The sequence below is a fragment of the Brevibacillus sp. NSP2.1 genome (assembly GCF_000470975.2).
Lineage (GTDB): Bacteria > Bacillota > Bacilli > Brevibacillales > Brevibacillaceae > Brevibacillus > Brevibacillus agri.
The window spans coordinates 3,890,694-3,914,461 of sequence record NZ_CP048274.1 but is presented as its reverse complement, the minus strand read 5'-3'; the positions used below and the strand labels follow the sequence as shown (position 1 = coordinate 3,914,461).

General features: G+C 52.8%; 9 protein-coding genes and 1 pseudogene. All 10 read left to right on the top strand.

The features are described from left to right. Window positions 1-50 precede the first annotated feature (50 nt). The 10 genes and pseudogenes from M655_RS18995 to M655_RS18950 all read left to right on the top strand — a co-directional run bounded on the left by M655_RS18995 (window position 51) and on the right by M655_RS18950 (window position 23,725). Window positions 51-947, top strand: a complete 897-nt coding sequence (locus M655_RS18995) for a PhzF family phenazine biosynthesis protein (RefSeq protein WP_026557788.1) — start codon at window positions 51-53, stop codon at window positions 945-947. Window positions 948-1,240: 293 nt separating this feature from the next. Next, entirely contained in the window at window positions 1,241-12,565 is an 11,325-nt protein-coding gene (locus M655_RS18990) for an Ig-like domain-containing protein (protein WP_286085867.1), read from the top strand. Between the two features lie 16 nt (window positions 12,566-12,581). Beyond that, window positions 12,582-13,562: an RCC1 domain-containing protein gene (locus M655_RS18985; RefSeq protein WP_026557790.1), complete on the top strand. Its 981-nt coding sequence runs from the start codon at window positions 12,582-12,584 to the stop codon at window positions 13,560-13,562. Window positions 13,563-13,616: 54 nt separating this feature from the next. Continuing rightward, a complete protein-coding gene (locus M655_RS18980; protein ID WP_286085866.1) occupies window positions 13,617-19,001 on the top strand; it encodes an RHS repeat domain-containing protein in 5,385 nt (1,794 codons plus the stop codon). A gap of 51 nt (window positions 19,002-19,052) precedes the next feature. After that, window positions 19,053-19,685: a hypothetical protein gene (locus tag M655_RS18975; RefSeq protein WP_007784863.1), complete on the top strand. Its 633-nt coding sequence runs from the start codon at window positions 19,053-19,055 to the stop codon at window positions 19,683-19,685. Window positions 19,686-20,299: 614 nt separating this feature from the next. After that, window positions 20,300-21,556: a group II intron reverse transcriptase/maturase gene (gene ltrA / locus M655_RS18970; RefSeq protein WP_035423044.1), complete on the top strand. Its 1,257-nt coding sequence runs from the start codon at window positions 20,300-20,302 to the stop codon at window positions 21,554-21,556. Between the two features lie 214 nt (window positions 21,557-21,770). Further along, window positions 21,771-21,878: pseudogene (locus M655_RS18965) on the top strand (IS200/IS605 family transposase); the annotation flags it as partial. A gap of 82 nt (window positions 21,879-21,960) precedes the next feature. Beyond that, a complete protein-coding gene (locus tag M655_RS18960) occupies window positions 21,961-22,293 on the top strand; it encodes a transposase (RefSeq protein ID WP_025848869.1) in 333 nt (110 codons plus the stop codon). 146 nt (window positions 22,294-22,439) lie between these two features. Next, entirely contained in the window at window positions 22,440-23,213 is a 774-nt protein-coding gene (locus tag M655_RS18955; protein ID WP_286085865.1) for an IS3 family transposase, read from the top strand. A 239-nt stretch (window positions 23,214-23,452) separates the two neighbouring features. Then, entirely contained in the window at window positions 23,453-23,725 is a 273-nt protein-coding gene (locus M655_RS18950; protein WP_286085864.1) for a hypothetical protein, read from the top strand. Window positions 23,726-23,768: the final 43 nt, after the last annotated feature.

The window sequence follows — 23,768 nt, the reverse complement described above, 5'->3', positions numbered from 1 at the left end:
AGATGAGAAGCAAGAGCTGCGATCACAGGTGAAAAGGGGAGAGGAAGCGAATGAAAAACATACGTGTCTATCATGTTGACGCATTTACCCGAGAACCATTTGCGGGAAACCCGGCAGGCGTGGTTCCGGATGCAGGTACTTTGACTTTACCGCAAATGCAGAAGATTGCCAATGAGTTGAATCTTCCTGAGTCGGCCTTTTTGCAGCCGGCCGAGCACCCCGAGGCAGATTTTCGCATCCGCTATTTTTCGCCGACCGTCGAAATCGACTTTTGCGGCCATGCGACAGTGGCCTCTTCGTGGGTGCTCGCCACCGAGCTGGGCTGGCTTGCCAAAAGCAGCCGCATCGTCTTTGAAACAAATGTAGGGCTGATTCCGGTCGAGCTGGAAACGGCGGAGGGCAAGCTGCAACGGGTGCAGATGACGCAAATCAAGCCGTCGGTCAAAGAAATCGCGCTCGATCGCGCAGCCGTCGCGCGGATGGTCGGCATCGCCCCTGACGATCTGGACGAGCGCTACCCGCTGAAGCTCGCCTCGACTGGCGGCGTGCACCTGCTCGTGCCCGTCCGCAGCCGCGCGGCGATCGACCAGGCCGAGCCTTTGTTCGCCGAATTGGGCAACCTGAACAAACAGCACGGAATCACAACGACGCACCTTTTCACGACGGATGCGTCCAGCGGATTCGACTTGTACACCCGCGACTTCGCTCCGGCGATCGGAATTATGGAAGACCCGGTTACAGGAGCCGCGAACGGCGCGTTGGCAGGTTATCTGGCGCTGGAAAAGCTGCTTCCTGCCGGGGAACAGCATCATTTGGTCATCGGCCAAGGCCACGCCATCGACCGTCCGGGAACGTTGTACGTGACGGTAGACACGACTGGGCAGGACCCGGTTGTTCGCGTGGCGGGCGCGGCGCACGTGACGATTGCGGGACTTATGCGCGTGTAGGGAAAAGAAAAGCGAGTGGAAAAGACGTTCCTGGGGCCAGGGGCGTTTTTTTTTTGTTGGAGTTGAGCGATTTTTTAAAAAAAGAGGGAAAAAAGCTAATAAAATGATATTGAACCAATTTTAGTAATTCATTATAATTCAATCTGTGTGTTTCTAGGAATATTTTACTATTTTTGTTGCATTGTTGAAACTGTGGCAGGAAGAGAGGGGGGCTTCCGAACGGGACAGGCTGGCTGACTTGCGAAGCATACGAGCAGGCAAATGAAAACTAAGAAAGATAAGGAGTTACCGGAATGAACCAGAGATTCATCCGTTTTATCAGCGTGTGGCAAGCATTCTTGTTCGTTTCGCTCCTGCTTCTGCAACTGGTTCCCGAGCATGCAGGGGCGAGCGCAAACAGCAAGACGTACTTGATCGGCTTTAAAAACAGCGAGAAGGCCACGGTGAGGGCGATTCAGCGCTCGTCCGTGCAACAGCTCAGTTCAAAGGTGATAGTAGCCAAACTGACGGAAAGCGAGAGGCAGGCGATGGCGCAAGACCAGAACGTCGCCTACATCGAGGAGGACAGTGAAACCGAGCTGGCGGCAACAGACCTGGCACAAACGCAGCAGGTGCCATGGGGCATCGCGCACATCGGAGCGAATGCAGCCCGCAACAAGCAGTACATGGGGAAGAACATCAAGATCGGGATTTTGGATACCGGGATTTCCAGCCATCCTGACCTGGAAGTCAAGGGCGGCGTTTCCTACATCGAGGACGAGCCCGGGTACAGCGACCACCATGGACACGGAACGGCAGTGGCAGGCGTAATCGCTGGCAAGGACAACGATTTTGGCATTGTCGGCGTCGCGCCAGAGGCGGACATTTATGCGATCAAGGTGTTGGACAAAAAAGGGCATGGCACGTACTCGGGCATGATTCAAGGGATTGAGTGGGCGATTCAAAACAAGCTGAACATCATCTCGATCAGCGCGGGCGGCTATATCGACAGACGGGCGTTGCGCGACCAGATCAAAAGGGCCAATGACCACGGGCTGTTAGTCATTGCGGCGGCCGGGAACCGGGGCATCGGCGAAGAAACGGAGCTGTTCCCTGCCCAGTATGCAGAGGTGTTGTCGGTTGGCGCGATCGACCGGGAAAACCAGCGCGCCGATTTTTCCAGCGTCGGAAAAGGACTCGACCTGATGGCGCCTGGCGTCGACATCATGAGCACGTCGCTTGGCGGGGAATATCAGACGCGCTCGGGTACCTCTTTGGCTGCGCCACACGTGGCCGGGGCAGCGGCTGTGATCTGGTCTGAGAAGGGAAAGACTACGAATCGCGAAGTGCGCGAGCTATTGACAGAGAGCGCTACCCCGCTCGGCGAGTCCCGTTTTTACGGAAAAGGGCTGCTCAACCTGGAGGCGGCTTTGGGACAAGAGGAAGAAGCGGATTCCGAGATCGAAGCGCTGCAATCTTCTGTCAGCGAGCTTCCGTTGACACAAGGAGAAAGCCGCCAGTTGAAAGTGACGGCGAAGCGAACAGACGGCACGGTTCAGGACGTGACCGAGCAAGCCAGCTATACGAGCGAGGATGAACAGATCGCCAAGGTCAACCGCTCTGGTCTGGTCAGCGGGATCGGAACAGGCGAAACAAAAGTGATCGCACAATTTGCAGGCAAGACGCTCGAGATTTCCGTCACGGTGCGCGAGGCTGTTCCATTAACGCCACTTGGCGGGCTGGATCGTCCGGAAAACGGCGAACTGGTCAGCTGGCTGTACGAGGGCAAAGGCTGGTATCTTGACCCGGCAGGCGTTGCGCAAATCCGCATTTTGGTGGATGGAGTCCCGGTCGGCGAAGCGCAGTACGGCGAACCGCGACCAGATTTGGAGGCAAAATATCCGGCTTACCAAAATGCGCATGCCGGCTTTCATTTTTCATTGGATACCCGTGAAATGACGCCCGGGGCGCATACGCTTGCGGTCGCCATCGACAATACGCTGGGAGAGCAAACGCTGCTCGAAGGCACGACGTTCTACATTGGCGACAGTCCCGCGGCCGAAGGCTTGCAGGCAGATGTCAAGCGGCTGGAGCTTGCTCCCCGGAAAACGCATCAGTTGCTGATTTCCACCGTTTTGCAAGATCAGACGGTAAAAGATGTAACGGCACTCGCGACATACGCCTCTTCGGATGAAGGGGTTGCCGCGGTCAGCGATACGGGCCTGGTGCAAGCGATCGGGGCGGGAACCGCGACTGTGACCGTTTCCTACGAGGACAAGACGCTGTCCATCCCCGTCCACGTCAAAACAGAAGCAGCGCTGATAGCGCGCTGGGAAGTGGAGAAGCCGGCAGACCAGGCGACAGTAGCAGGCATGACGCTTGTGGAAGGCTGGTACCTCGATCCGGCAGGGGTGCCCAAAATCGCGATAGAGCTGGACGGCGAGCGGTTGGGGGACGCCCGAACCGGACTGGCTCGGCCTGACATTGAAGCTGCGTATCCCGAGTATGAAAATCCGCAAGCAGGGTTTCAATACGCTTTCGATACGACAAAAATTCAGGAAGGACCACACGTGCTGAAAGTAATAGCAGTCAGCAACGACGGAACCGAGCGCGTACTGGCTGAGCGAACTGTGCTGGTCGAGCGGGAAGAAGCGGCGGCAAGCATTGTGGCGAGCACGAGCAAAATCGAGGTCACCCAAGGCAAGACGCAGCAGTTGGGCATTTCCGCGATGCTTCAAGACCAGCGGGTGAAGGACGTCACGAAAGAAGCGAGCTATACCGTCGAAAATCCCGCCTTGGCGAGCGTATCGCCTACCGGGCTTGTGACGGGGCTGGAACCAGGGCAAACAACGATTACCGTTCACTATCAAACGCATACGCTGGCGATCCCCGTCCAGGTAAAAGCCGCAGCACAATTGGCGCAAGGCGGGATAGACAACCCACAAGACAACGCCACGATCAGCGGCGTCTACCCGGTGACCGGCTGGTTTTTTGCCTCTGGCGGAGTGGCGAACGTCGAGGTGCTGGTGGATGGAGTAGTGGCAGGGGAAGCCACGTACGGCATCGCTCGTCCAGAGGTCGAGATTTCGGATGTCTCCGTCTCCGATCGAGACATCGGCTTCCAATACAGCCTCGATACCGGACGATTGCTGGAAGGAACACATACGATTGCAGTCAGAGGAACAGGCAAGGACGGCAAGCAGACGATGATTGGCACGAGAAGTGTTCAAGTCGTCCAGTTGCTGCCTGCGACAGCGCTCAGTGTGAACGATACGGAACTGCGGCTTCCGCAGGGAAAAACCCGTCAGCTTGCGGTCATGGCCGTCCTAGCCGATCAGAGCAAGCACGATGTCACGAAGCTGGCTTTGTACACGGTGGACAGTGCATCAGTGGCGAAGGTCAGCCCAGAGGGCCTGGTAACGGCTGTCGCCCAGGGAACGACGAGCGTGACGATCCGCTACGGAGAACTGAGCGTCCAGATTCCCGTTACGGTCACGGAATCAGAGCCGTTGCAAGCTACAGGAGAGATCGAGACGCCCGTAAACGGCGTGATCGTTCAAGGCTCCACTACGGTAGCCGGCTGGTTTTTAACGTCTGCGCCCGTCACCCGCTACGATGTTTTGCTCGATGGGACCGTCATCGGAATAGCAACACCCGGGATCGCTCGACCAGACATCGCCTTGCTGCACCCGGATTATGAAAACAGCCATGCGGGGTTCAGCTATGCGCTTGATCTGTCCGGGCTGCAAGCGGGCGAGCATACGGTTGCGGTGATCGCCGTCGATCAGGAAGGAAAGCAGCATCCTTTGCCGGAGAAACGCTTCGTGATCGGGCAGACAGCGCCAGCGCTGCGTTTGCAGTACGGGGAGCAGCCTCTCGTCTTGCCGAAAGCTGCGAGCAAAAGCTTGTCGATCACGGCCATTCTGGAGGATCAAAGCGCCAGGGAGGTCTCAGGTGAAGCGGTGTATGCGCACGAGCATACCGACGTCATTCACGTCAGTCCGCTGGGTGTCGTGACAGGACTCAAAGTCGGCATGGCCAAAGTCGTCGCCAGCTACGGCGGGCAAACGGTCACGATTCCTGTCGTCGTAACCGAGACGGAAGCGGAGTCTCAGCAGGCAAAAGGCCAGTTGGAGCTTCCGTTCGAGCGCGCTGTCATTGGCGGCACGACCACGCTGCAAGGCTGGATACTGGACCCGGCGGGAATCGCCAAAGTGGACGTCCTCGTAGACGGGCAATTCCAGGGCACGGCCGAATACGGAGAGCCGCGCCCCGACATTGCCGCGCTGTATCCGCACTACCGTCAGGCTAACGCAGGATTTCGCTATCAGTTGGACACGCTCCAATTTTCCGAAGGGGCGCACAAAATAACCGTGCGTGCGACCAATAAAGAGGGCGTGGAGAGCGTTGTTTTGGACAGGGAAGTGACGATTGGCCCCGTTGCCGCGCTGACCGCCAACCTGACCAGCATCGAGCTGGAAAAGGACAAGACCGTCGCCCTGCAACTGACGGCAACGCACCGCGACGGCAGCACGAAGGACGTAACTGCCGAAGCCGTGTATGCGATCCAGGATGCGCTGATCGCCAAAGTCGATTCGTCGGGCCTCGTTACCGCTCTTGCTTCAGGCAACACGACGATGACTGTTTCTTTTGCAGGCATCGTGCTGACGATTCCTGTCCAGGTGAAGGGCGAGGGCGCAAGCACAGGCGGAGCTATCGACACCCCGGCGGACCAGGAAGTGGTGAGCGGGCAGTATAACGTCACCGGCTGGTTCGTGCCAGCGGGCGAACTGGAAAAAGTGGAAGTGTTGCTGGATGGGCAGCTCCTTGGCGAAGCCACCTACGGGCTGGACAGACCAGACGTGCTGCGCACGCATCCGGAGAGCAAGGCGCAGAAGCCAGGCTTTGCTTATTTGCTGCAAGCCGATCAGCAGCCAACAGGCGAGCACAAGCTGACCGTGCTGGTCACGGAAAAAGACGGCAAGCAAACGAGCATGGAGAAGGCGATTACCATTGTCGAATCCATTCCCGATGCGTACACGTATTGGCTGCAATTTTCCAATCAGCAAGGGAAAAACAACTGGTCGTACCTGGAGGCAAACGGAGAGCACTACACCGAGCTAGTCTGGAATGCCGAGACGGAGGAATGGAAAAGCGAACAAGGCGATACAGCAATCGGAAATACATGGCTGAAAGTAGGCGGTTCGGAGCCGGTCATTCGCTGGGAGGCGCCGCGTTCCGGGAAAATTCTCGTCAGCGGCTGGGCTTCGATGATCGAACTAACCGAGGGAGACGGCGTCAACGTCCGCATCCTGAAAAACGACGGGCAAATCTGGCCAGCTTCTGGCTGGCAGTCCATCGAGCAAAACGATGAGATCGGCGTGGAGTTTGCGGAGGAACTGGAAGTTGAGGCAGGAGACAAGCTTTCTTTTCAAGTGAACGCCAAAGAAACCGAAGCGGGCGACCTGCTCAAGTGGACGCCGGAAATTCGCTACCTGTCCACCGAGATTCAGGATAACGCGGCTCCCCAGGTGTATTTGACCACCCCGGTAGCCGGAAAAGTTATCAGTGAGGTAAGCGGGGAGGATGTCATTATTTTGTCCGGCCAGGTGCTGGACTCGAATATAAGGGACCAGGTCAGCGTCTGGTACCAAATTGACGACCAGGAAGCGCGCCAGATCGCGTTGTTCACGGCTTCCGAGCAGGCGCACTCGTTTTTGTATCACGTGCCCGTGCAACATTTGAACCCGGACGATTTGTACGCCCTAAAGGTTTGGGCCGTCGACCAGAAAGCGCAAAAATCGCAGGTGGAGAAGCTCGACTTCCGCCTGGACATGCGAGCGCAAGCGAAGGAAAAGGACCCGATCTATATTGATGCCACCTGGAAAACTCCGCGAAATAACGCGGAATTCAGCAAGGGACAAAAAGTGATGTTTACCTGGGAGTATATAAATGCGACTCCCTATAATCGGTACTACGACAAGATTACCGGACAGGAGCTGACCATTTACATCCGGCAATCCGGCATGGTTACGCGCTCGATCAAGGAAAAATTGTCTGCGCAAGCGCGGTCGTATGAATTTGACACTTCTTCGATTGTGAAAAATGCCACGGTGGAAGCGCAACTGCGCACGATCATGGGCGACGTGCCATCGTTCGTGGAAGGTTCCACGACGAAAGTGAATTTCAGCGTGATGACCACAAATCAGCCGCCGATGCTGGAGGAGACGAATCTGGTCACGATTGATGGCGGGCTGACGGGACACATCAACTACACCATCAAGGAAAACGATGTGACCGACGTGATTGTCGCGAAAAAAATTCGCGTCGGATTTACGCCGGGCGGGAATGAGCTGGGCGAAAAAATGGAAGTCGTTCCGGAGAAGGACCAAGTCCGCCGCATCGTGGAGCGCTATCGTTTTCCGATCACCCAGGACATGCTGTTTAAAACGGTTTATTGGACAGCACAGGCACAGGATAACCGCGGGGCGTGGACGGAGCCGGAGGTCAAATCTGCCCGCATGGTAGATGTCCTCCCGAACCTGGTCGTTTTTACGCCTGCCGTCAAGCAAACGATCGACGTGAGCGAGACGTTTACGCTGGAAGGGACCTATACGCGGATGCAGCCAGGAGAGGTTCTCTCTGGAAAAGTCAATCCGATGAACGCCGCTAAAAAAATGACGACGACGAGCACATCCGGACATTGGCTGTTCAGATGGACAGGAGCGGAACTGGGGCAAGACACGTATAAAAACATCGAAGTGAAAAGCAGCAGCGGAAGTGTAGCTTTATATTACGGTGTGCTTACGGTAGAAAAGAAACCGGGCGCTCCGACCATTGTGAACGTAGAAGCTGACGCGACCTCCATCAAAGTTTATTGGAATCCGGTCGCAGGGGCACAAAACTATGGGATCAGACTGGATAACAATTTGAGCAGAACGGTGGAGAGCGGCACCAGCTACACGTTTACCGGGCTTCAACCAAGCAGAGTGTACACGATTACGCTTTGGGCCATTAGCCCGTCCGGCGTCAGCAGCTACAGCAGCTCGATCACGGTGGAGACGAAGCCGGCGGAAGGAAATTTCACGCTGGTGCAGGAGAACAGCCCGATTCGCATGCACTTCCCTGCCAATCAGGCGAAGTATTTCAAGATCGTGGCGAAGACGAGCGGGACTTACCAGTTCACGCTCAATAACGACTCCGGCTCTTTAGCCAATGCCAAAATCTCCGTCTTCCGCAGCGCAACCTTGCAGCCGCAAGACCAAATCGCTGCAGGAGAGAACGGAAGTGTCAGTGCGGCTTTTGTCGCGGGGAAAACGTATTATCTGCAAATAGTTTCCAACAGTTCCCTGTACGCCACGCTTCTGGCCAAAGCAAGCGGTGAAACCATCGCGCTCAACCAGGCCAAGGAGATCACGATTCCGGCGGGGCAATCTGTCGAGTTTTCCATGAATGCAGTCGTTCCCGGAAAGTATCGCATGGTGACCGAGTTGAAAAATCCGACGGGCAAGTACCCGACAGTGACCTTGCTCGCCAACGGAAACGTCGTGACTCCCAAGGAAAAGCCAAGCGCGGCTGAAGTGATCTACGAGCTGGCGACGGGCACCTACACGATCAGGCTGACGAATACAGACAGTGCGCCCGCCAACATCTGGTTTACCGTCTTTGCCCCGTTGGCCGGGGGGACGTTGTACGAATACGTCTACGATCAAAACAACCGCATCACCGCGATCAAGGAAAACGGCGCGGTCAGCGTCAGCTTTACCCACGACGACAATGGAAACATATTGCAAAGCGTGAAGCAAACCGTTGCGCCGCCACCTCGGGCGACCGCCTTGAAGCTTGATCTGGACAAAGTGGACTTGTCATCCGGCGGCTCCAAGTCGATCAAGGTGATGGCGACGTTGGAAAACGGCAGCCAGGTGGATGTAACGGCCCAAGTCGTGTACGTCGTGGAGAATCCTTCTGTGGCCTACATCAGCAATGGCCTTGTTTACGCGGTCAATGGCGGCACGACAAAGGCACAGTTGTACTACGGCGGCCAAACGAAAACACTCACGATCACCGTGCAAGCGCCTGCTGTCCGCTTGTCGTCCATCAGCCTCAGCCCGCAGCAAACCACGCTGACGGCAGGACAAATCCAGCGCGTCTACGCGACCGCTTTTTTCACGGACGGAAGCAGCAAAGACGTAAACAGCGTAGCCAGCTTCCAGACGTCGAACCCGTCTGTGGCACAAGTGAGCAGTCAAGGTGTCATCACGGGAATCGCGCCCGGCACGGCAACCATCACCGCTTCCTACGACGGGAAAAGCGCCTCGGCTCAAGTCGTTGTACAAGGCGCGTATCTTCAGGAGCTGAAAGCAACCCCTGCGCAACTGTCGCTTACGGCAGGAAACAAGGGGCAACTGAACATCGCCGCCACCTATTCCAATGGCGTCGCGGAGAACGTGACCCAGCAAGCAGAGTACACGAGCAACAGCCCTGCGGTTGCCTCCGTCGAGAGCGGCGGAATCGTGACAGCGCGGGCGGAAGGCACGACGCAAATAACGGTCAGGTACGGCGGAAAGAGCACCACGGTTTCGGTCACGGTCTCGGGCAGCTTGGTCACCCTCGTGTCTGTGGGAGTCCAGCCGCAAGCGGTCAGCATCAAAAAAGGGGCCACTCAGCAGTTGGACGTAAAAGCGACCTACAGCGACAGCAGCGTGACGAATATTACCAATAAAGCCGTGTATAAAAGCGCACAGCCTGCGATTGCAACAGTTGCGGCCAGCGGGGTAATTACGGGCGTAGCAGTCGGGTCAACAACGGTCACGATCACGTTTGAAGGCAAGACAGTCGCAGTGCCTGTGCAAATCACCGAGGCCCAGGAGCCGGTGCAGAGCCTGACCGCAACCCCTGCCAGCCTGAATCTTTTGGCAGGAAAAACAGAAAGCTTGCAAGTGACAGCCACCTACAAAGACGGCAAAACCGCCGATGTAAGCAAACAAGCGGCGTACGTCTCCCAAGATCCGACCGTCGCAACCGTCCAGGCAGACGGACTCGTCACAGCCGTCAAGCCAGGTAACACAAGCATCCAGATTTCGCACGGGGGAGTGAGCACCAGCGTTCCGGTTACAGTCGCAGTCGAAAACGCGCTGGTGGATATCAAGCTCGTACCAGAAGACATTGCGCTGCTGGAAAAAGCGACAAAACAGCTCGTCGTCAAGGCCGTGTACGTAGACGGAACCGAGACGGACATCACCGACAAAGCGCAGTATGCCGTAGACGACCCGGCGATTGCCACCGTTAGCGCGAGCGGACTGCTCTCGGCAGGCAAAGCGGGTAGCGCTACGCTTGCGGTGGAGTTTTCTGGGAAGCAGCGAAGCGTGGTGGTGAAAGTAAGGAAGGAAATAGAAGCGGGCAGCAAGTTGCGTACCCTATCAGCGGGTGGGGGTCACACGCTTATGGTCAAAGAAGACGGAACCTTGTGGGCATGGGGCCAAAATGAGAAGGGCCAACTGGGAGACGGGACTACGCAAAACCGGAGTACGCCAGTCGAAAGCATGCTGGTGATCTCGGCCAAGCAGCTAGCAGCAGCACCAAGCACTGTCCTGTTGCCTCCGTCGCAGAGCAAGCCCTTGAAAGTGACCGCAACCTACGCAAACGGCAGCACCCAGGATGTGACTACGCAGGCCACATATGAAAGCAGTCATCCCGAGATTGCCGCTGTAGATGCTACAGGAGTAGTGACATCGGGAACAAAGGCCGGGACTGCTACGATCACGATTCGCTATTACGATCAGACGATAACCGTTCCGATTCAGGTTGAGGAAGTCTCAACCCGAGCTAAACGCCTGTCAGCAGGTGGAAGCCACACATTGCTGGTCAAAGAAGATGGAACGGTGTGGGCGTGGGGGCAAAACGAGAAAGGGCAACTGGGAGACGGGACAATGCAGAACCGGAGTACGCCAGTCGAAAGCATGCTGGTGATCTCGGCCAAGCAGCTAGCAGCAGCACCAAGCACTGTCCTGTTGCCTCCGTCGCAAAGCAAGCCGTTGAAAGTGACTGCAACCTACGCAAACGGCAGTACTCAGGATGTGACTACGCAGGCGACATATGAAAGCAGTCATCCCGAGGTTGCCGCAGTCAATGCCACCGGGGTGATTACAGCAGGAGGAACGCCAGGGACTGCCACGATCACGGTTCGTTATTACGATCAGACGATCACCGTTCCTGTACAAGTCAAGGAAGTAGCTACTCAAGCTAAACGCTTGTCCGCGGGTGGAAGCCACACATTGCTGGTCAAAGAAGATGGAACGGTGTGGGCGTGGGGGCAAAACGAGAAAGGGCAACTGGGAGACGGGACAATGCAGAACCGGAGTACGCCAGTCGAAAGCATGCTGGTGATCTCGGCCAAGCAGTTGACCGCAGCACCAAGCACTGTCCTGTTGCCTCCGTCGCAAAGCAAGCCGTTGAAAGTGACTGCAACCTACGCAAACGGCAGTACTCAGGATGTGACTACGCAGGCGACATATGAAAGCAGTCATCCCGAGGTTGCCGCAGTCAATGCCACCGGGGTGATTACAGCAGGAGGAACGCCAGGGACTGCCACGATCACGGTTCGTTATTACGATCAGACGATCACCGTTCCTGTACAAGTCAAGGAAGTAGCTACTCAAGCTAAACGCTTGTCCGCGGGTGGAAGCCACACATTGCTGGTCAAAGAAGATGGAACGGTGTGGGCGTGGGGGCAAAACGAGAAAGGGCAACTGGGAGACGGGACAATGCAGAACCGGAGTACGCCAGTCGAAAGCATGCTGGTGATCTCGGCCAAGCAGTTGACCGCAGCACCAAGCACTGTCCTGTTGCCTCCGTCGCAAAGCAAGCCGTTGAAAGTGACTGCAACCTACGCAAACGGCAGTACTCAGGATGTGACTACGCAGGCGACATATGAAAGCAGTCATCCCGAGGTTGCCGCAGTCAATGCCACCGGGGTGATTACAGCAGGAGGAACGCCAGGGACTGCCACGATCACGGTTCGTTATTACGATCAGACGATCACCGTTCCTGTACAAGTCAAGGAAGTAGCTACTCAAGCTAAACGCTTGTCCGCGGGTGGAAGCCACACATTGCTGGTCAAAGAAGATGGAACGGTGTGGGCATGGGGGCAAAACGAGAAAGGCCAACTGGGAGACGGGACGACGCAAAACCGGAGTACGCCAGTGAAAAGCATGCTGGTGATCTCGGCCAAGCAGTTGACCGCAGCACCAAGCACTGTCCTGTTGCCTCCGTCGCAGAGCAAACCGTTGAAAGTGACTGCAACCTACGCAAACGGCAGCACTCAGGATGTGACTACGCAGGCGACATATGAAAGCAGTCATCCCGAGATAGCCGCAGTCAATGCCACCGGGGTGATTACAGCAGGAGGAACGCCAGGGACTGCCACGATCACGGTTCGCTATTACGACCAGACGATCACCGTTCCGGTGCAAGTCAAGGAAGTAGCTACGCAAGCCAAACGCCTGTCCGCGGGCGGAAGCCACACCTTGCTGGTCAAAGAAGACGGAACGGTGTGGGCATGGGGCCAAAACGAGAAAGGCCAATTAGGCGATGGTACAACGATAAATAGGCCAGTTCCTGTTAAAACGAATGGACAATAACATGGAGGGAAACAAAATGAAGAAAAGAAACACGATCGTAAAAACAGTAACGAATATTTTCCTGACACTGGTGACAATCCTTACCCTGTCACAAAACCCTGTATCTGCAGCAGAAAATGCAGTGAGTAGCGCTGCAGGGTCTAGACACTCTCTTGTTTTAAAAGGAGATGGAACGGTCTGGTCCTGGGGGGATAATTCTTACGGTCAATTAGGAGATGGTACTACGATTCAGCAAAATGTCCCTGTTCAAGTAAAAGGACTGACAAACGTTACGCGCATCGCCGCAGGAAGTGACTTTAGCTTGGCTTTAAAAGCTGATGGGACGGTTTGGAGCTGGGGAAATAATAGCTATGGTCAGTTAGGGGACGGCAAAACAAGTGCTAGTTATACTCCTGTTCAAGCAGTTGGTCTCACCGACGTGATCGAGATAGCCGCCGGGTCTTATCATGGATTAGCCCTAAAGAAAGATGGAACGGTTTGGATGTGGGGAAATTTTTTAAACAGCTCATACAGTAAGCCTTTCCAAGTAGGAGGTATAGCTGATGTAAAAGAGATAGCTGCCGGGTCTGGTTTTAATCTGGCTGTCAAAAAAGACGGAACTGTATGGGCGTGGGGATATAATAACTCTGGTCAATTAGGAAATAACAATACTAATAATACGCCATCTCCAACGAAAATAGGGACTCTTGCTAATATTGTTTCCGTGGCCGCGGGAAGTGGAAGTGGTTATGCCCTGGATGTAGACGGAAAAGTTTACGCTTGGGGATACAATGGTTATGGCCAATTAGGAGACGGAACGAGTACAAATCGACTTCAGCCAGTGCAGGTAACAGATTTAACTGACATCGAAGAAATTTCTAGCGGATCGTATGCGTATCATGTTTTAGCCCGAAAGAAAGACGGAACGATTTATGCTTGGGGACGTGGTAACTATGGTCAAGTAGGAAACGGTACAACTTCGAACAGCAACAAACCAGTAAAAATCACACTCCCCTAACCACCAATCCCCCCTTCTCACCAAGGGGGGACAACTAACCATTATGGAGGCACTATGAAACACCTTTCCATAAAATCACTCATCTACCTGCTCTGCCTTGCCCTATGCGTCACACTCCTGCCCCCCGGAACCGTACTGGCAAACGAACCTTCCGAGTTGCCGCAAGCGCAGGACACACCCGTTGCCACCTCGACTCCGGAAGCAGCCGCAGAGGAACTCAGGCAGTCGATCGAAAACCAGCAGCTTGCTCCTGTAGAGGAACAAGCCTTAACAAAAGATCCAGCCACGTTTAGCGAAGCGGATATCGCCGCATTCACCTGGACACAGCTCGATGTCCAGACCGCCATCGAAATTCACCGGACGTATGACAAAGACCTGCTGAAATTCGCAGCCTATTTCTACTCCGATCTTCTGCAACTCCTTTCTCTGCAAGAACAAGAGGAAGCAAAAGCATTCTCCGAAGAAGAGCTGTTTGCCCGCTTCCGTGCTTTCGGACCGGACAAGCTACAGCTTTTAAACAGACTGACTCCGCTCGTCCAGGCGAAAATGCAGGAGCTCAGCCAACTGGAAGAAAGCATGGAAGCCCAGTCGACGACACCTCCAGCGGTGCAATTCACCGAAAAAGAACAGGAGTTTCGCTTCGCCCGCTCCAAGACAGAAAGTTCTGTAGACGAATTGTACCGGGCCGCCAACCTCGTCGAGCAGGATGTCTACCTGGAAGGCAAGCACGGCCTTGATGTCGTGTTGCAGCGCAGGTACCACTCTTTGAGCAGCAAAATCAGCGTGCCTACCTGGGATGAAGTAGAGTCCAAAAACGATGCGAACCCCTCTAACGAGAAGTTTGCTACCGGATGGGATTTCAATGTGCCCCGGATGGAGATTGTCACCAGAGGGCACAGGGTGTCCGTGAGCGACGATAATCGCAATCCCGGGCAAGAAATCTATTCGACCCGCATTGAGGACTACCCGGCAAGCAATTTGTACTATATTACGCTGGAAGACGGGACTTCTTTTGAATTTCTCCACACCCAGGTCCTCAAGTATCCTTACAACGATGTCAAGCTGTCCATTGAGCGTATGGGCTACAATTACACCTTGTATTATCGCAACGTGAAGTACGAGTTCGATATTTACCGCGGAACCGTTGTGAAAACAAATATTTACGGCGATACAATCAAGTACACGCTGAACAGCGATGGCGAACTGATGACCATCGAGGACAGCGTCGGGCGCTACATCGTCCTGAAAAGCAGACAGACCAACGATCTGACGCAAGACCTGTACGTTTACAAGGACAAGTCAGAGACGACCGTGCTCAAGCATATCCGCTACCATTTCGAAAAAAAATCAGCTCTGAGTATTTACACGCAGTTAAGCCGTGTGGAAGTGCTCCCGGTACCAGGAAGCGGAACGCAAGCGTACACGGTCGCGCGCTATACGTACCATAATCCGAAAACCAAAGGAATTGCGTATTTCAATCTGAACAAAAAATACACGCTGGATAAGCTGGTAACCGACCAGACGCTCCAGGAGTCACCCAAGTTCTGGGATTCAGACAAAAAGAATCGGAAGCAAATCGACTATCTGCTCTTGCAAGAAGCCACCTATCCATTGCAAGGGCTGTCCATCCAGTACGACTACCGCCCGTATCAACTGGAGCAAACCTCCTTCAAGGACGGGCTGGTGCGAATTTTCCAGGACAGATACGCGCTGAGCTACGTCGCCTACCATCCTGTCAACAAAGTGACGTACAGCTACGCCTTAAAAACACCAAAGGGCACGAACACGTACAAGCTGGAAAAAAGCTATGCGGACAACGACCGTTTTTACGAACTGTGGAAAGTGCCCAAGGACCAGTTGCCTCGGCTCAAAAACATGGCCGACAGGCACGGCGATACGATCCAGGTCACGGAAACGGAGCCTTTCCGCTACACCCGTTCACTCCTGTTCCGCATCAACGCAGATGGAAATCCGCTCTTGAGAAGCGTGAAAACGACCGGAATCAGCAAAGGCGGAACCTCGATTTCCGGAGCCAAGTACCAGGTGTCGTATAACCCGACGACGTACACCACGTACGCCTATTCCGGCAGCCATACCAAGCCGACTTATCAGTACGTCTTTCTGGAGCCAGCTTCTGGCGTGGCAGATACGACTATTTTTCACCAATATTTGAAAGATCCAACCTTGTCCAAACGCGCCTCGTATGCAGCGAAAATCAACAACTACGCGCAAGAGACGTACTTCGAATACGACGACTACGGCCACCTGGTCAAGCAATTGACTCCAGACGGCATCTTGACGACCTGGACGTACGATCTGGAGAGCAAAAAAGGTTTCCGTGCGTTTTCCCAGTTAAAGGCCATGCGAACGCAGGCGACCTCCGCGTCCGGCGAGCCGTACTATTCGAACCTTTCCTATGAGTACAACGACCAGTATTTGCTGCGAAAAGAAACGGAAATTCACTCGTTCCCGGTGAACTTGTCGGGCTACAAAAGCCAGATTACCGAGCGAACCTATGAATACACGAATGCGCAGCTTTATTCGATCACGGAAAACTTGGGCGGAAAGACGAGGACGCAAACGTTTCCCGCATACGATTCGTACGGCGTCCAACCTACACAAATATCTCTGACCGGAATCGAGCTGGAGAGTGGGAAAACGGACGTCCTGAACTTCTCACTGGAGATCGACAACCAAAGCCAGGTAAGAAGCCAGACGTACCCAAACGGCAGCAAAGTCACCTACGAATATGACACGCTGGGAAGAGTCCTCAGTGAAAGCTTCCGCCACCAGGGCGCGACCCGCACCACCACGTATGTGTATGGGGACGGCGACGCATCCGGCACGAGCGCGGAGGGGCCGGGGATCGTCGAGAGAATTTTGCCCGATTCGTCACGGGTCATCACCTACTACACGCCATACGGAGACATCGCCTATCAGGAACAGAGAGGGACGAGCGGAGGCAAACGCCCGCTGGTAGAAAACGAGTTTACCCCGGACGGTATGCAGATCAGCCGCACGATTCCATACGGTAACCAGGCGCAGAGCACTACGTATGCCTACGATTGGGACGGCTTCGTCTACCAGACCACGAACGCCCTGGGAACGACCCGCTCCTATCGGGCCAATGCGTATTCAGACGGCACCAGCTATTTGCCGCGCCTGACCGAGCAAACGTTGTCCCTGAACGGCTACATCGTCACCACCTACCGCGACCTGTACGGGCGGGTTGAGAGCGTGGAAGAAACGACTCAACGAGGCAGCCACCGCCGCGTGACCACCTACCAGACCGACCGCTTCGGAAAAGTCACGGACAAAGAAGTCTCGGACGGCAGCACCTCCCAACGCTGGACGATGCGCTACGATCACAACGACCAGTTGGTCTATTTGCGCGACCCGGAAAACAACATCCACGAATACAGCTACGACGGACTCGGCAACCTGACCACCGTGCTCGAAAACGGCACGCCCACTGCCGTGTACACGTACAACGCGCTGTCCTGGAAGTTGTCCGAGAATAACCCGGAGACTAAAGCCGAGCAGTACACCTATGAAAAAAACGGTGCCGTCAAAACGTTCAAAGACAAAAACGGCGTCCTTTTCAGCTACCATTATTCGCCGTTCAACGAAAGGACGAAGGTATCCGCAGGCAGCGGCTTCTACGAAGAACGCAGCTACGATCCGCTATCCGGCTCGCTTTTGACGGAAACAAACAACAACGGCCAAACCGTCCGCTACGGTTACGACGAATACCGCCGCCTGAACCGCCAAACGATGATGGGAAAAGACTACCAGCTCGTCTACACCGACCACGATGAGGCCATCGACGCCATCGTTTATCCATCTCGCAGCGCTGTTTCCGGCTCGGCTCCCGCCTTGCGCGTCGATTACACCTACGACAATGCCAGCCGCCTCAGCGCCGTAACCATTCCCGGCGTAGGCACGACGAGCTATACCTACGACATGAACAACAGTGGAGAGACGAACACCGTCTCCTACCCCGGCCAGTCGTCGGCGATGCAGAAGACGATCAGCTCCTTTGCCGAGATCACGGGGATGAACTATGCCGACGGCTGGAGCGAGACCAACGGCTACGACCTGTTCGGCAACATCACGAGCCAAAAGCGCGGCGGAGCCAACTACGGCACGTTCGCTTACGACAAGCTGTCCCGGATCAAAGAAGAAACGATCCAGGGCAACACCCGCCAGTACGCCTACGACCGCCGCGGCAACCGCCAAATCTATGCCAACGCACCCGCCGATTCGACGCGCAGCTACGAACTGAAACACGATTTGCTGAATCGCCTGACCGAATACAAGGACGCCAAAGGGACAACGACGTACACATACTATCCAGGCGGCCTGCGCGCGACGAAACAGCAGACCGGAAGCGTCACGGATACGACCCACTACGTGTACTTGAACGGGCAAGTGATCGAGGATCTGACCCAGGACGGTCGGTTCAAAGCTCGCAACGTCTTTGGTAACCAACTGATCTGGCGCAAAGACTACACGACGAACCAGGAGGGCACCTACTACTACAACAGCCACGGGGATGTCGTGAAGATCAAAGGTTCGAGCGGGAATGTGTTGAATACGTATGAGTACGACATCTGGGGCAACTTGATTGCGGACAAAGTCAAGGAAACGATGATGAACCCGTTTGCGTATGCAGGGGAAATGTACGACAAGGAGAGCGGTTTTTACTACCTGCGTGCGCGGTATTATGATCCGAAGATGGGGAGGTTTGTGTCGGAGGATACGGTTAAGGGACAGGTTGACAATCCGCTGACGCTCAACAGGTATACGTATACTCACAACAATCCGGTTAGGTATATTGATCCTACAGGACATGATGCATGGCTAGTTCATGGGACGTTTTCAGATAATTCTACTTGGAAAGATGATTTTGTTACGTATTTCAAAGGTTTATATAAAGAGGATGTAAGGAAATTTGAGTGGTCAGGTGATAACGATAATACGGCAAGGGTAAAGGCCGCACAATCTTTGGCAGCAGATATTATGAATTGGCGAAGTATTAAAGGGAATGAGAAGAAACCAATTCGGCTAATTGGTCACAGTCATGGCGGAAATGTATCAATATTAGCAGCTAATGTTTTGGAACATGAAGGAATTCAGGTGGAAACGCTTGTTACTATTGCTACTCCTGTAAGGGAACTTGAATATTATTTAGAGTATCCAGTGGGACAGCATCTACATGTTTACAATGAACGAGATGGTGTACAAGTAAATGGGGGAAGCGTATGGCTACTTGGCGAAGCCAAACGGGAGTTTACAAATGCAGCAAATATAAAAATTGAAGTAGGGGAGGAGTATGACCCAATTGCGGCTCACTCTGCAATGCACTCTAATGTTGAGACGTGGAAAAAATATATCACACCGTATCTCGAAAAATTTTATGTGGAACCAAAAAGATAAGAAATTATCTTACTACGAAACCAGATTAATTTAGAAGGAGGGGGAATGCCAATGCGATTGTGGCTGAAGTTAATTTGGATCATCACTATACTCGTTAATTTATCAGGTGTTATCTGGTTTGTACTTGGCTCGACTGCAAATTTTCAACGTGGCATAGACTTGATTTCCACGGTAATACTTTTGTATCTAGGTATACCCTCAATTTTATTAATAGTCGTTTCTTGTTTTCTATTATTAAAAAAGTGGAGTCCATATAGATGGTGGGAGTTCATTGGGGTTTTAATTATCATCATTGCCATGCTTTTAATGACACCACATTTGTATAAAAACGTAGAGACGAGTGGATGGTTAACAGAAAAAATAAGAACTGATTCCATACAGAAGACACCGGATGGTCGATTTGAATACTGCATGGAGCTGATTAATTTGTTTCAGAAAAATAGTTCAGCTCGTTTATATTTAAAGAATACCGAGACATTGGAGGAAATAAGAATTCATTTAGAGTTTCCTACAAAGGAGATCACAGGTGTATCTTGGGGTGATGTTAATTATTTTGTTAAGCTCGAACCAACTACTAGCTCAAATATTTACATTCTTAATACTACCGAGGAGTTTCCTTTTCCAAATGAGAAATTTGAAATTAATATACTGGAGAAAACAGCAGTAAAAATAAACAATCAATAGAACTACCTTTATCCCCCAAACGAGTAATCTATACTCGTTTGGGGTTTTTTATGTGCGCCCGGCATGGTCGTTGTCTCTAGGGTGCAAGTCCCGAATGGCGAAGGCAACAGTAGCCATTAGCTTACGACAAGGGTGTTCACCGCGAGGTGAAATCTGAAGGAAGTCCGCGGCAAACCTCCGGCCTGAGGAACACGAACTTCATATGAGGCTAGCGATAGTTGGATGAGTCTGCATAACAAGACAAAGTCCTTGTTGCCAAAGGCTATCGAGAGTAAATGAAGCAGGTAGATGGAGGGAAAGACAACGTCCTTACCCGGGGAGGCCTGTCGGATACGCCGATTGAATTGGTAACCCACACCGCAAGGTGTGGCTGAACCGGCAGGAGTCAGCAGAGGTCATAGTACCTGCGAGGAGACGTCTGAGCGGGGAAGGACCGAACATGATTGTGAGGGTTACTTATGGCACGTTCGAGAGGAAAGCACAGACAGCCGAATATCCCGCAAGGGGGCTATCTTCGGGAGGAAATGGTGAATCCATGGGGAACCGAAGAAGCGCCGAGTTTTCCTCCGGCACAAACCAGAGAGGCAACCCGCGAAGCCTATTCCAATCACCTGATGGAGCGGGTGATAAGCCGAGGAAACCTACTCTCGGCGCTTCGCCGTGTGGAGAAGAACAAGGGGGCGGCCGGGGTCGACGGTATGGAGATAAAATCCCTTCGCCCATATCTGCTCGATCACTGGCCGGAAATCCGTCATCAACTCCTTAACGGAACCTATCAGCCGCAACCTGTCCGTCGAGTCGAAATCCCGAAACCAGATGGCGGTGTGCGGTTGTTAGGCATACCGACGGTGTTAGATCGCCTGCTCCAACAGGCCCTTCTACAAGTCCTGACACCCATCTTTGATCCCATATTTTCTCCGCAAAGCTACGGTTTCCGTCCTGGACGAAAGGCACAGGATGCAGTACGTCAAGCCCAATCGTATATTCGAGAAGGGTACCGTGTCGTCGTAGACATGGACTTGGAAAAGTTCTTTGACAGGGTGAACCACGACATCCTCATGGCAAAAGTGGCAAAGAAGGTAAAGGATAAACGGGTGCTACGCCTGATTCGCCGCTACCTCCAAGCCGGAGTCATGATAAACGGATGTCGCGTAGCCACAGACGAGGGAACCCCGCAAGGGGGACCGCTTAGCCCACTATTGGCCAACATCATGTTGGACGATCTGGACAAAGAACTTTCAAACCGTGGTCACCGATTCGTCCGGTACGCGGATGACTGTAACATTTATGTGAAAACCAAACGGGCGGGAGAACGGGTCTTGGAAAGTGTTACGCGATATGTGGAAGGTCGACTAAAGTTGAGAGTAAACAGGGAGAAAAGTGCGGTGGATCGTCCATGGAAACGTAAGTTTCTAGGCTTCTCTTTCACATCTCACCGCGATCCCAAATTGCGGCTGGCCGAGAAGACGGTAAAACGATTCAAGCAGAAAATTCGCAAACTCACCTGCCGGAGCCGTAGCCACTCCTTGGAATTCCGAATCCAGCAACTTAATGAATACCTAAACGGTTGGAGCGGATATTTTCGAATCGCGGACACACGAAGTGTGTTCCAAAGCCTGGATGAGTGGTTGCGTAGAAGGCTGAGGATGTGTCTTCTCAAACAGTGGAAGAAACCACAAACCAAGAGGAAGAAACTTATTTCCCTTGGTATCCCCGCAGATTTAGCCAGAAACATCAGTGGCTCGAGGAAAGGGTACTGGAGACTGGCAAACACTCCCCAACTGAATAGAGCCCTCGGCCTTGCCTACTGGCAAAACCAAGGGCTCACCAGCCTAGTCGCACGATTCGATGAGCTTCGTTACACAACATGAACCGCCGTATACCGAACGGTACGTACGGTGGTGTGAGAGGACGGGGGCTAGCCGCCCCCTCCTACTCGATTAGTGGCTTTAGCCAGTTGAGTGCGTGAAACGCACGAAACAAAAAACCACCCGCTATGCGGGTAGAGGGATCGAGGGTTTGACCAACAAGACCATTCCGATAAAATTGAGATGTTCAGGCTCAATTTTATCGGAATGGTCTTAGATGGCAAACAAGAGCTATAGTTTAGCTCACACGAAGTGGATGTGCAAATACCACATTGTGTTCACCCCGAAGTATAGACGGAAAGAGATATATAATCAAGTGAGGAAACTTTTAAGCCCCAAAATTGGATTTGAGTCATACCCCCTTATCTTGTTAAGCTGATATCAGAAGAACAGAGGGGGATATTTTTATGCAACGGAGACGCTATTCAATCGAGTTCAAACAACAATTGATCCAGGAAGCCCACGAAGTAGGAAACGCTAGCCAAGTAGCCAGACGGCATGGGATAGACCCTAAAATGCTGTATCGATGGATACGTGACTCCAAACACGCAGATTGGCAGAATACGTCTTCCGAAGCTAAAGCTGTAACAAGCTATACACCAAGTCCAGGAGAGTTTCGGGAACTGGAAACGGAGAATGATAAACTGAAGAAATTACTGGGAGAAAAGGACTTGGAAATCGCGATCCTTCGTGATCTTGTAAAAAAGGTGAACCCAGCTTATCGGACAAAATGGAAATAGTCGACAAGTGGATACAGCTGGGGTACACAGCCAAACTAGTGCTACGTATTGTCGGCATCCTGGAAGCAACCTACTATTACCGAAAAAACAAAGCCTCCCAAAAACCTCGCGTTTATCACGGAGGATGACCTATACCCGGTTATTCGTTGTCAAAAGACGGACAACCTGTCAGTGACGAACAAATCAAAGAATGGCTATCCGAGCTGATTGCCGATGAAGAATCTGCTTATGGATATCGAAAGCTTACCGTCTGCCTACGGCGAGACCACCAACTGGTCATCAACAAGAAAAAGGTTTACCGCTTGCTGAAAGAAGAAGAACTCCTGCAACCACAACGACAAAAGAAAAGGAAACATCCTCGAAAGTTGGCAAACAACCGAGAGATTACCGCTCCGAATCAATTGTGGGAGATGGACGTAAAATACGGATTTATCGTAGGAGAACAGCGTTTCTTTTTCCTGATGAGTCTCATTGATGTCTATGATCGAGCGATCGTGGACTACCATTTCGGACTGACCTGCGAAGGAAAACATGCTGCTCAGATTCTCCAACGTGCTTTGTGGAAACGGCAGCAATTCAATTGTGATGATCGCCCTGTTATCCGTACGGATAACGGTCCACAGTTTATTAGCCATGCCTTTGAAGAAGCCTGTCAGCATTTCCAAACGGTGCATGAGCGAATTCCTCCAAAGACACCCAATAAAAACGCTCACATTGAGTCATTTCACAGTGTTTTGGAGAAAGAATGTTTGCAGCGGAATGAATTTCAGAGCTATCAAGAAGCCTATGAAATCGTGACAAACTATCTGCTCTTTTATAATCAGCGACGGATTCATGGAAGCTTGTACGATTTATCACCTGTAGAATTTGGTAAAGCCTTTGCCTTGCAACTCATTACACCATTTGTTGTGAAAGTGTAGTATGGCAAAGGATTGCAGAATGATCCCTACTTCAACCTAGCTGACAAGCAGGAAGGAAAACGTCTGGGGTCAAGTGATCTCCTTGACGCTAGGCGTTTTCCTTCCTAGACTCCTAGGTGGTTGAAGGAGGGAAGAAGCATATGAAAATGCGAGAATAAGGGAGAAAGACTCAAATTTTAAGGGGTTAAACCGAGCTGACGGGAGGAGTAGGTGGCTTTTCCTCACCGGCAGAAGAGTACATGCATTGGGCAAAGGTTGCGGCACGAAGGGCATATGAAGAGGGGATAGAACCCGAAGATGCGGTAAGAAAGTATGTACCAACGCAGTATCAGAAGGAAGTTCTTTCGACAGCTATCGTCACATTTAATAATACGGTTGGCATGAATCATGGGGATGCTCCTGATTTGGGATTGGGTGTTGCTGGAGCAGGTGCGGTAGCAGGTATAATAAATAATGTAGAAAAACCCACTAGCGTTGCATTAATCTTTTCATACCATTCAAAATCATCATAACTTTCAGCGTTCAAGTGTTCTCAGGCATAAAAAAATCCTTTAC

What these genes read in the sequence shown, in the direction of transcription:
- M655_RS18975 (WP_007784863.1), top strand. Translation starts at nt 19,053, where the DNA reads ATGCGATTGTGGCTGAAGTTAATTTGGATCATCACTATACTCGTTAAT.
- M655_RS18985 (WP_026557790.1), top strand. Translation starts at nt 12,582, where the DNA reads ATGAAGAAAAGAAACACGATCGTAAAAACAGTAACGAATATTTTCCTG.
- M655_RS18990 (WP_286085867.1), top strand. Translation starts at nt 1,241, where the DNA reads ATGAACCAGAGATTCATCCGTTTTATCAGCGTGTGGCAAGCATTCTTG.
- M655_RS18995 (WP_026557788.1), top strand. Translation starts at nt 51, where the DNA reads ATGAAAAACATACGTGTCTATCATGTTGACGCATTTACCCGAGAACCA.
- ltrA (WP_035423044.1), top strand. Translation starts at nt 20,300, where the DNA reads ATGGAGCGGGTGATAAGCCGAGGAAACCTACTCTCGGCGCTTCGCCGT.
- M655_RS18980 (WP_286085866.1), top strand. Translation starts at nt 13,617, where the DNA reads ATGAAACACCTTTCCATAAAATCACTCATCTACCTGCTCTGCCTTGCC.
- M655_RS18960 (WP_025848869.1), top strand. Translation starts at nt 21,961, where the DNA reads ATGCAACGGAGACGCTATTCAATCGAGTTCAAACAACAATTGATCCAG.
- M655_RS18950 (WP_286085864.1), top strand. Translation starts at nt 23,453, where the DNA reads ATGCATTGGGCAAAGGTTGCGGCACGAAGGGCATATGAAGAGGGGATA.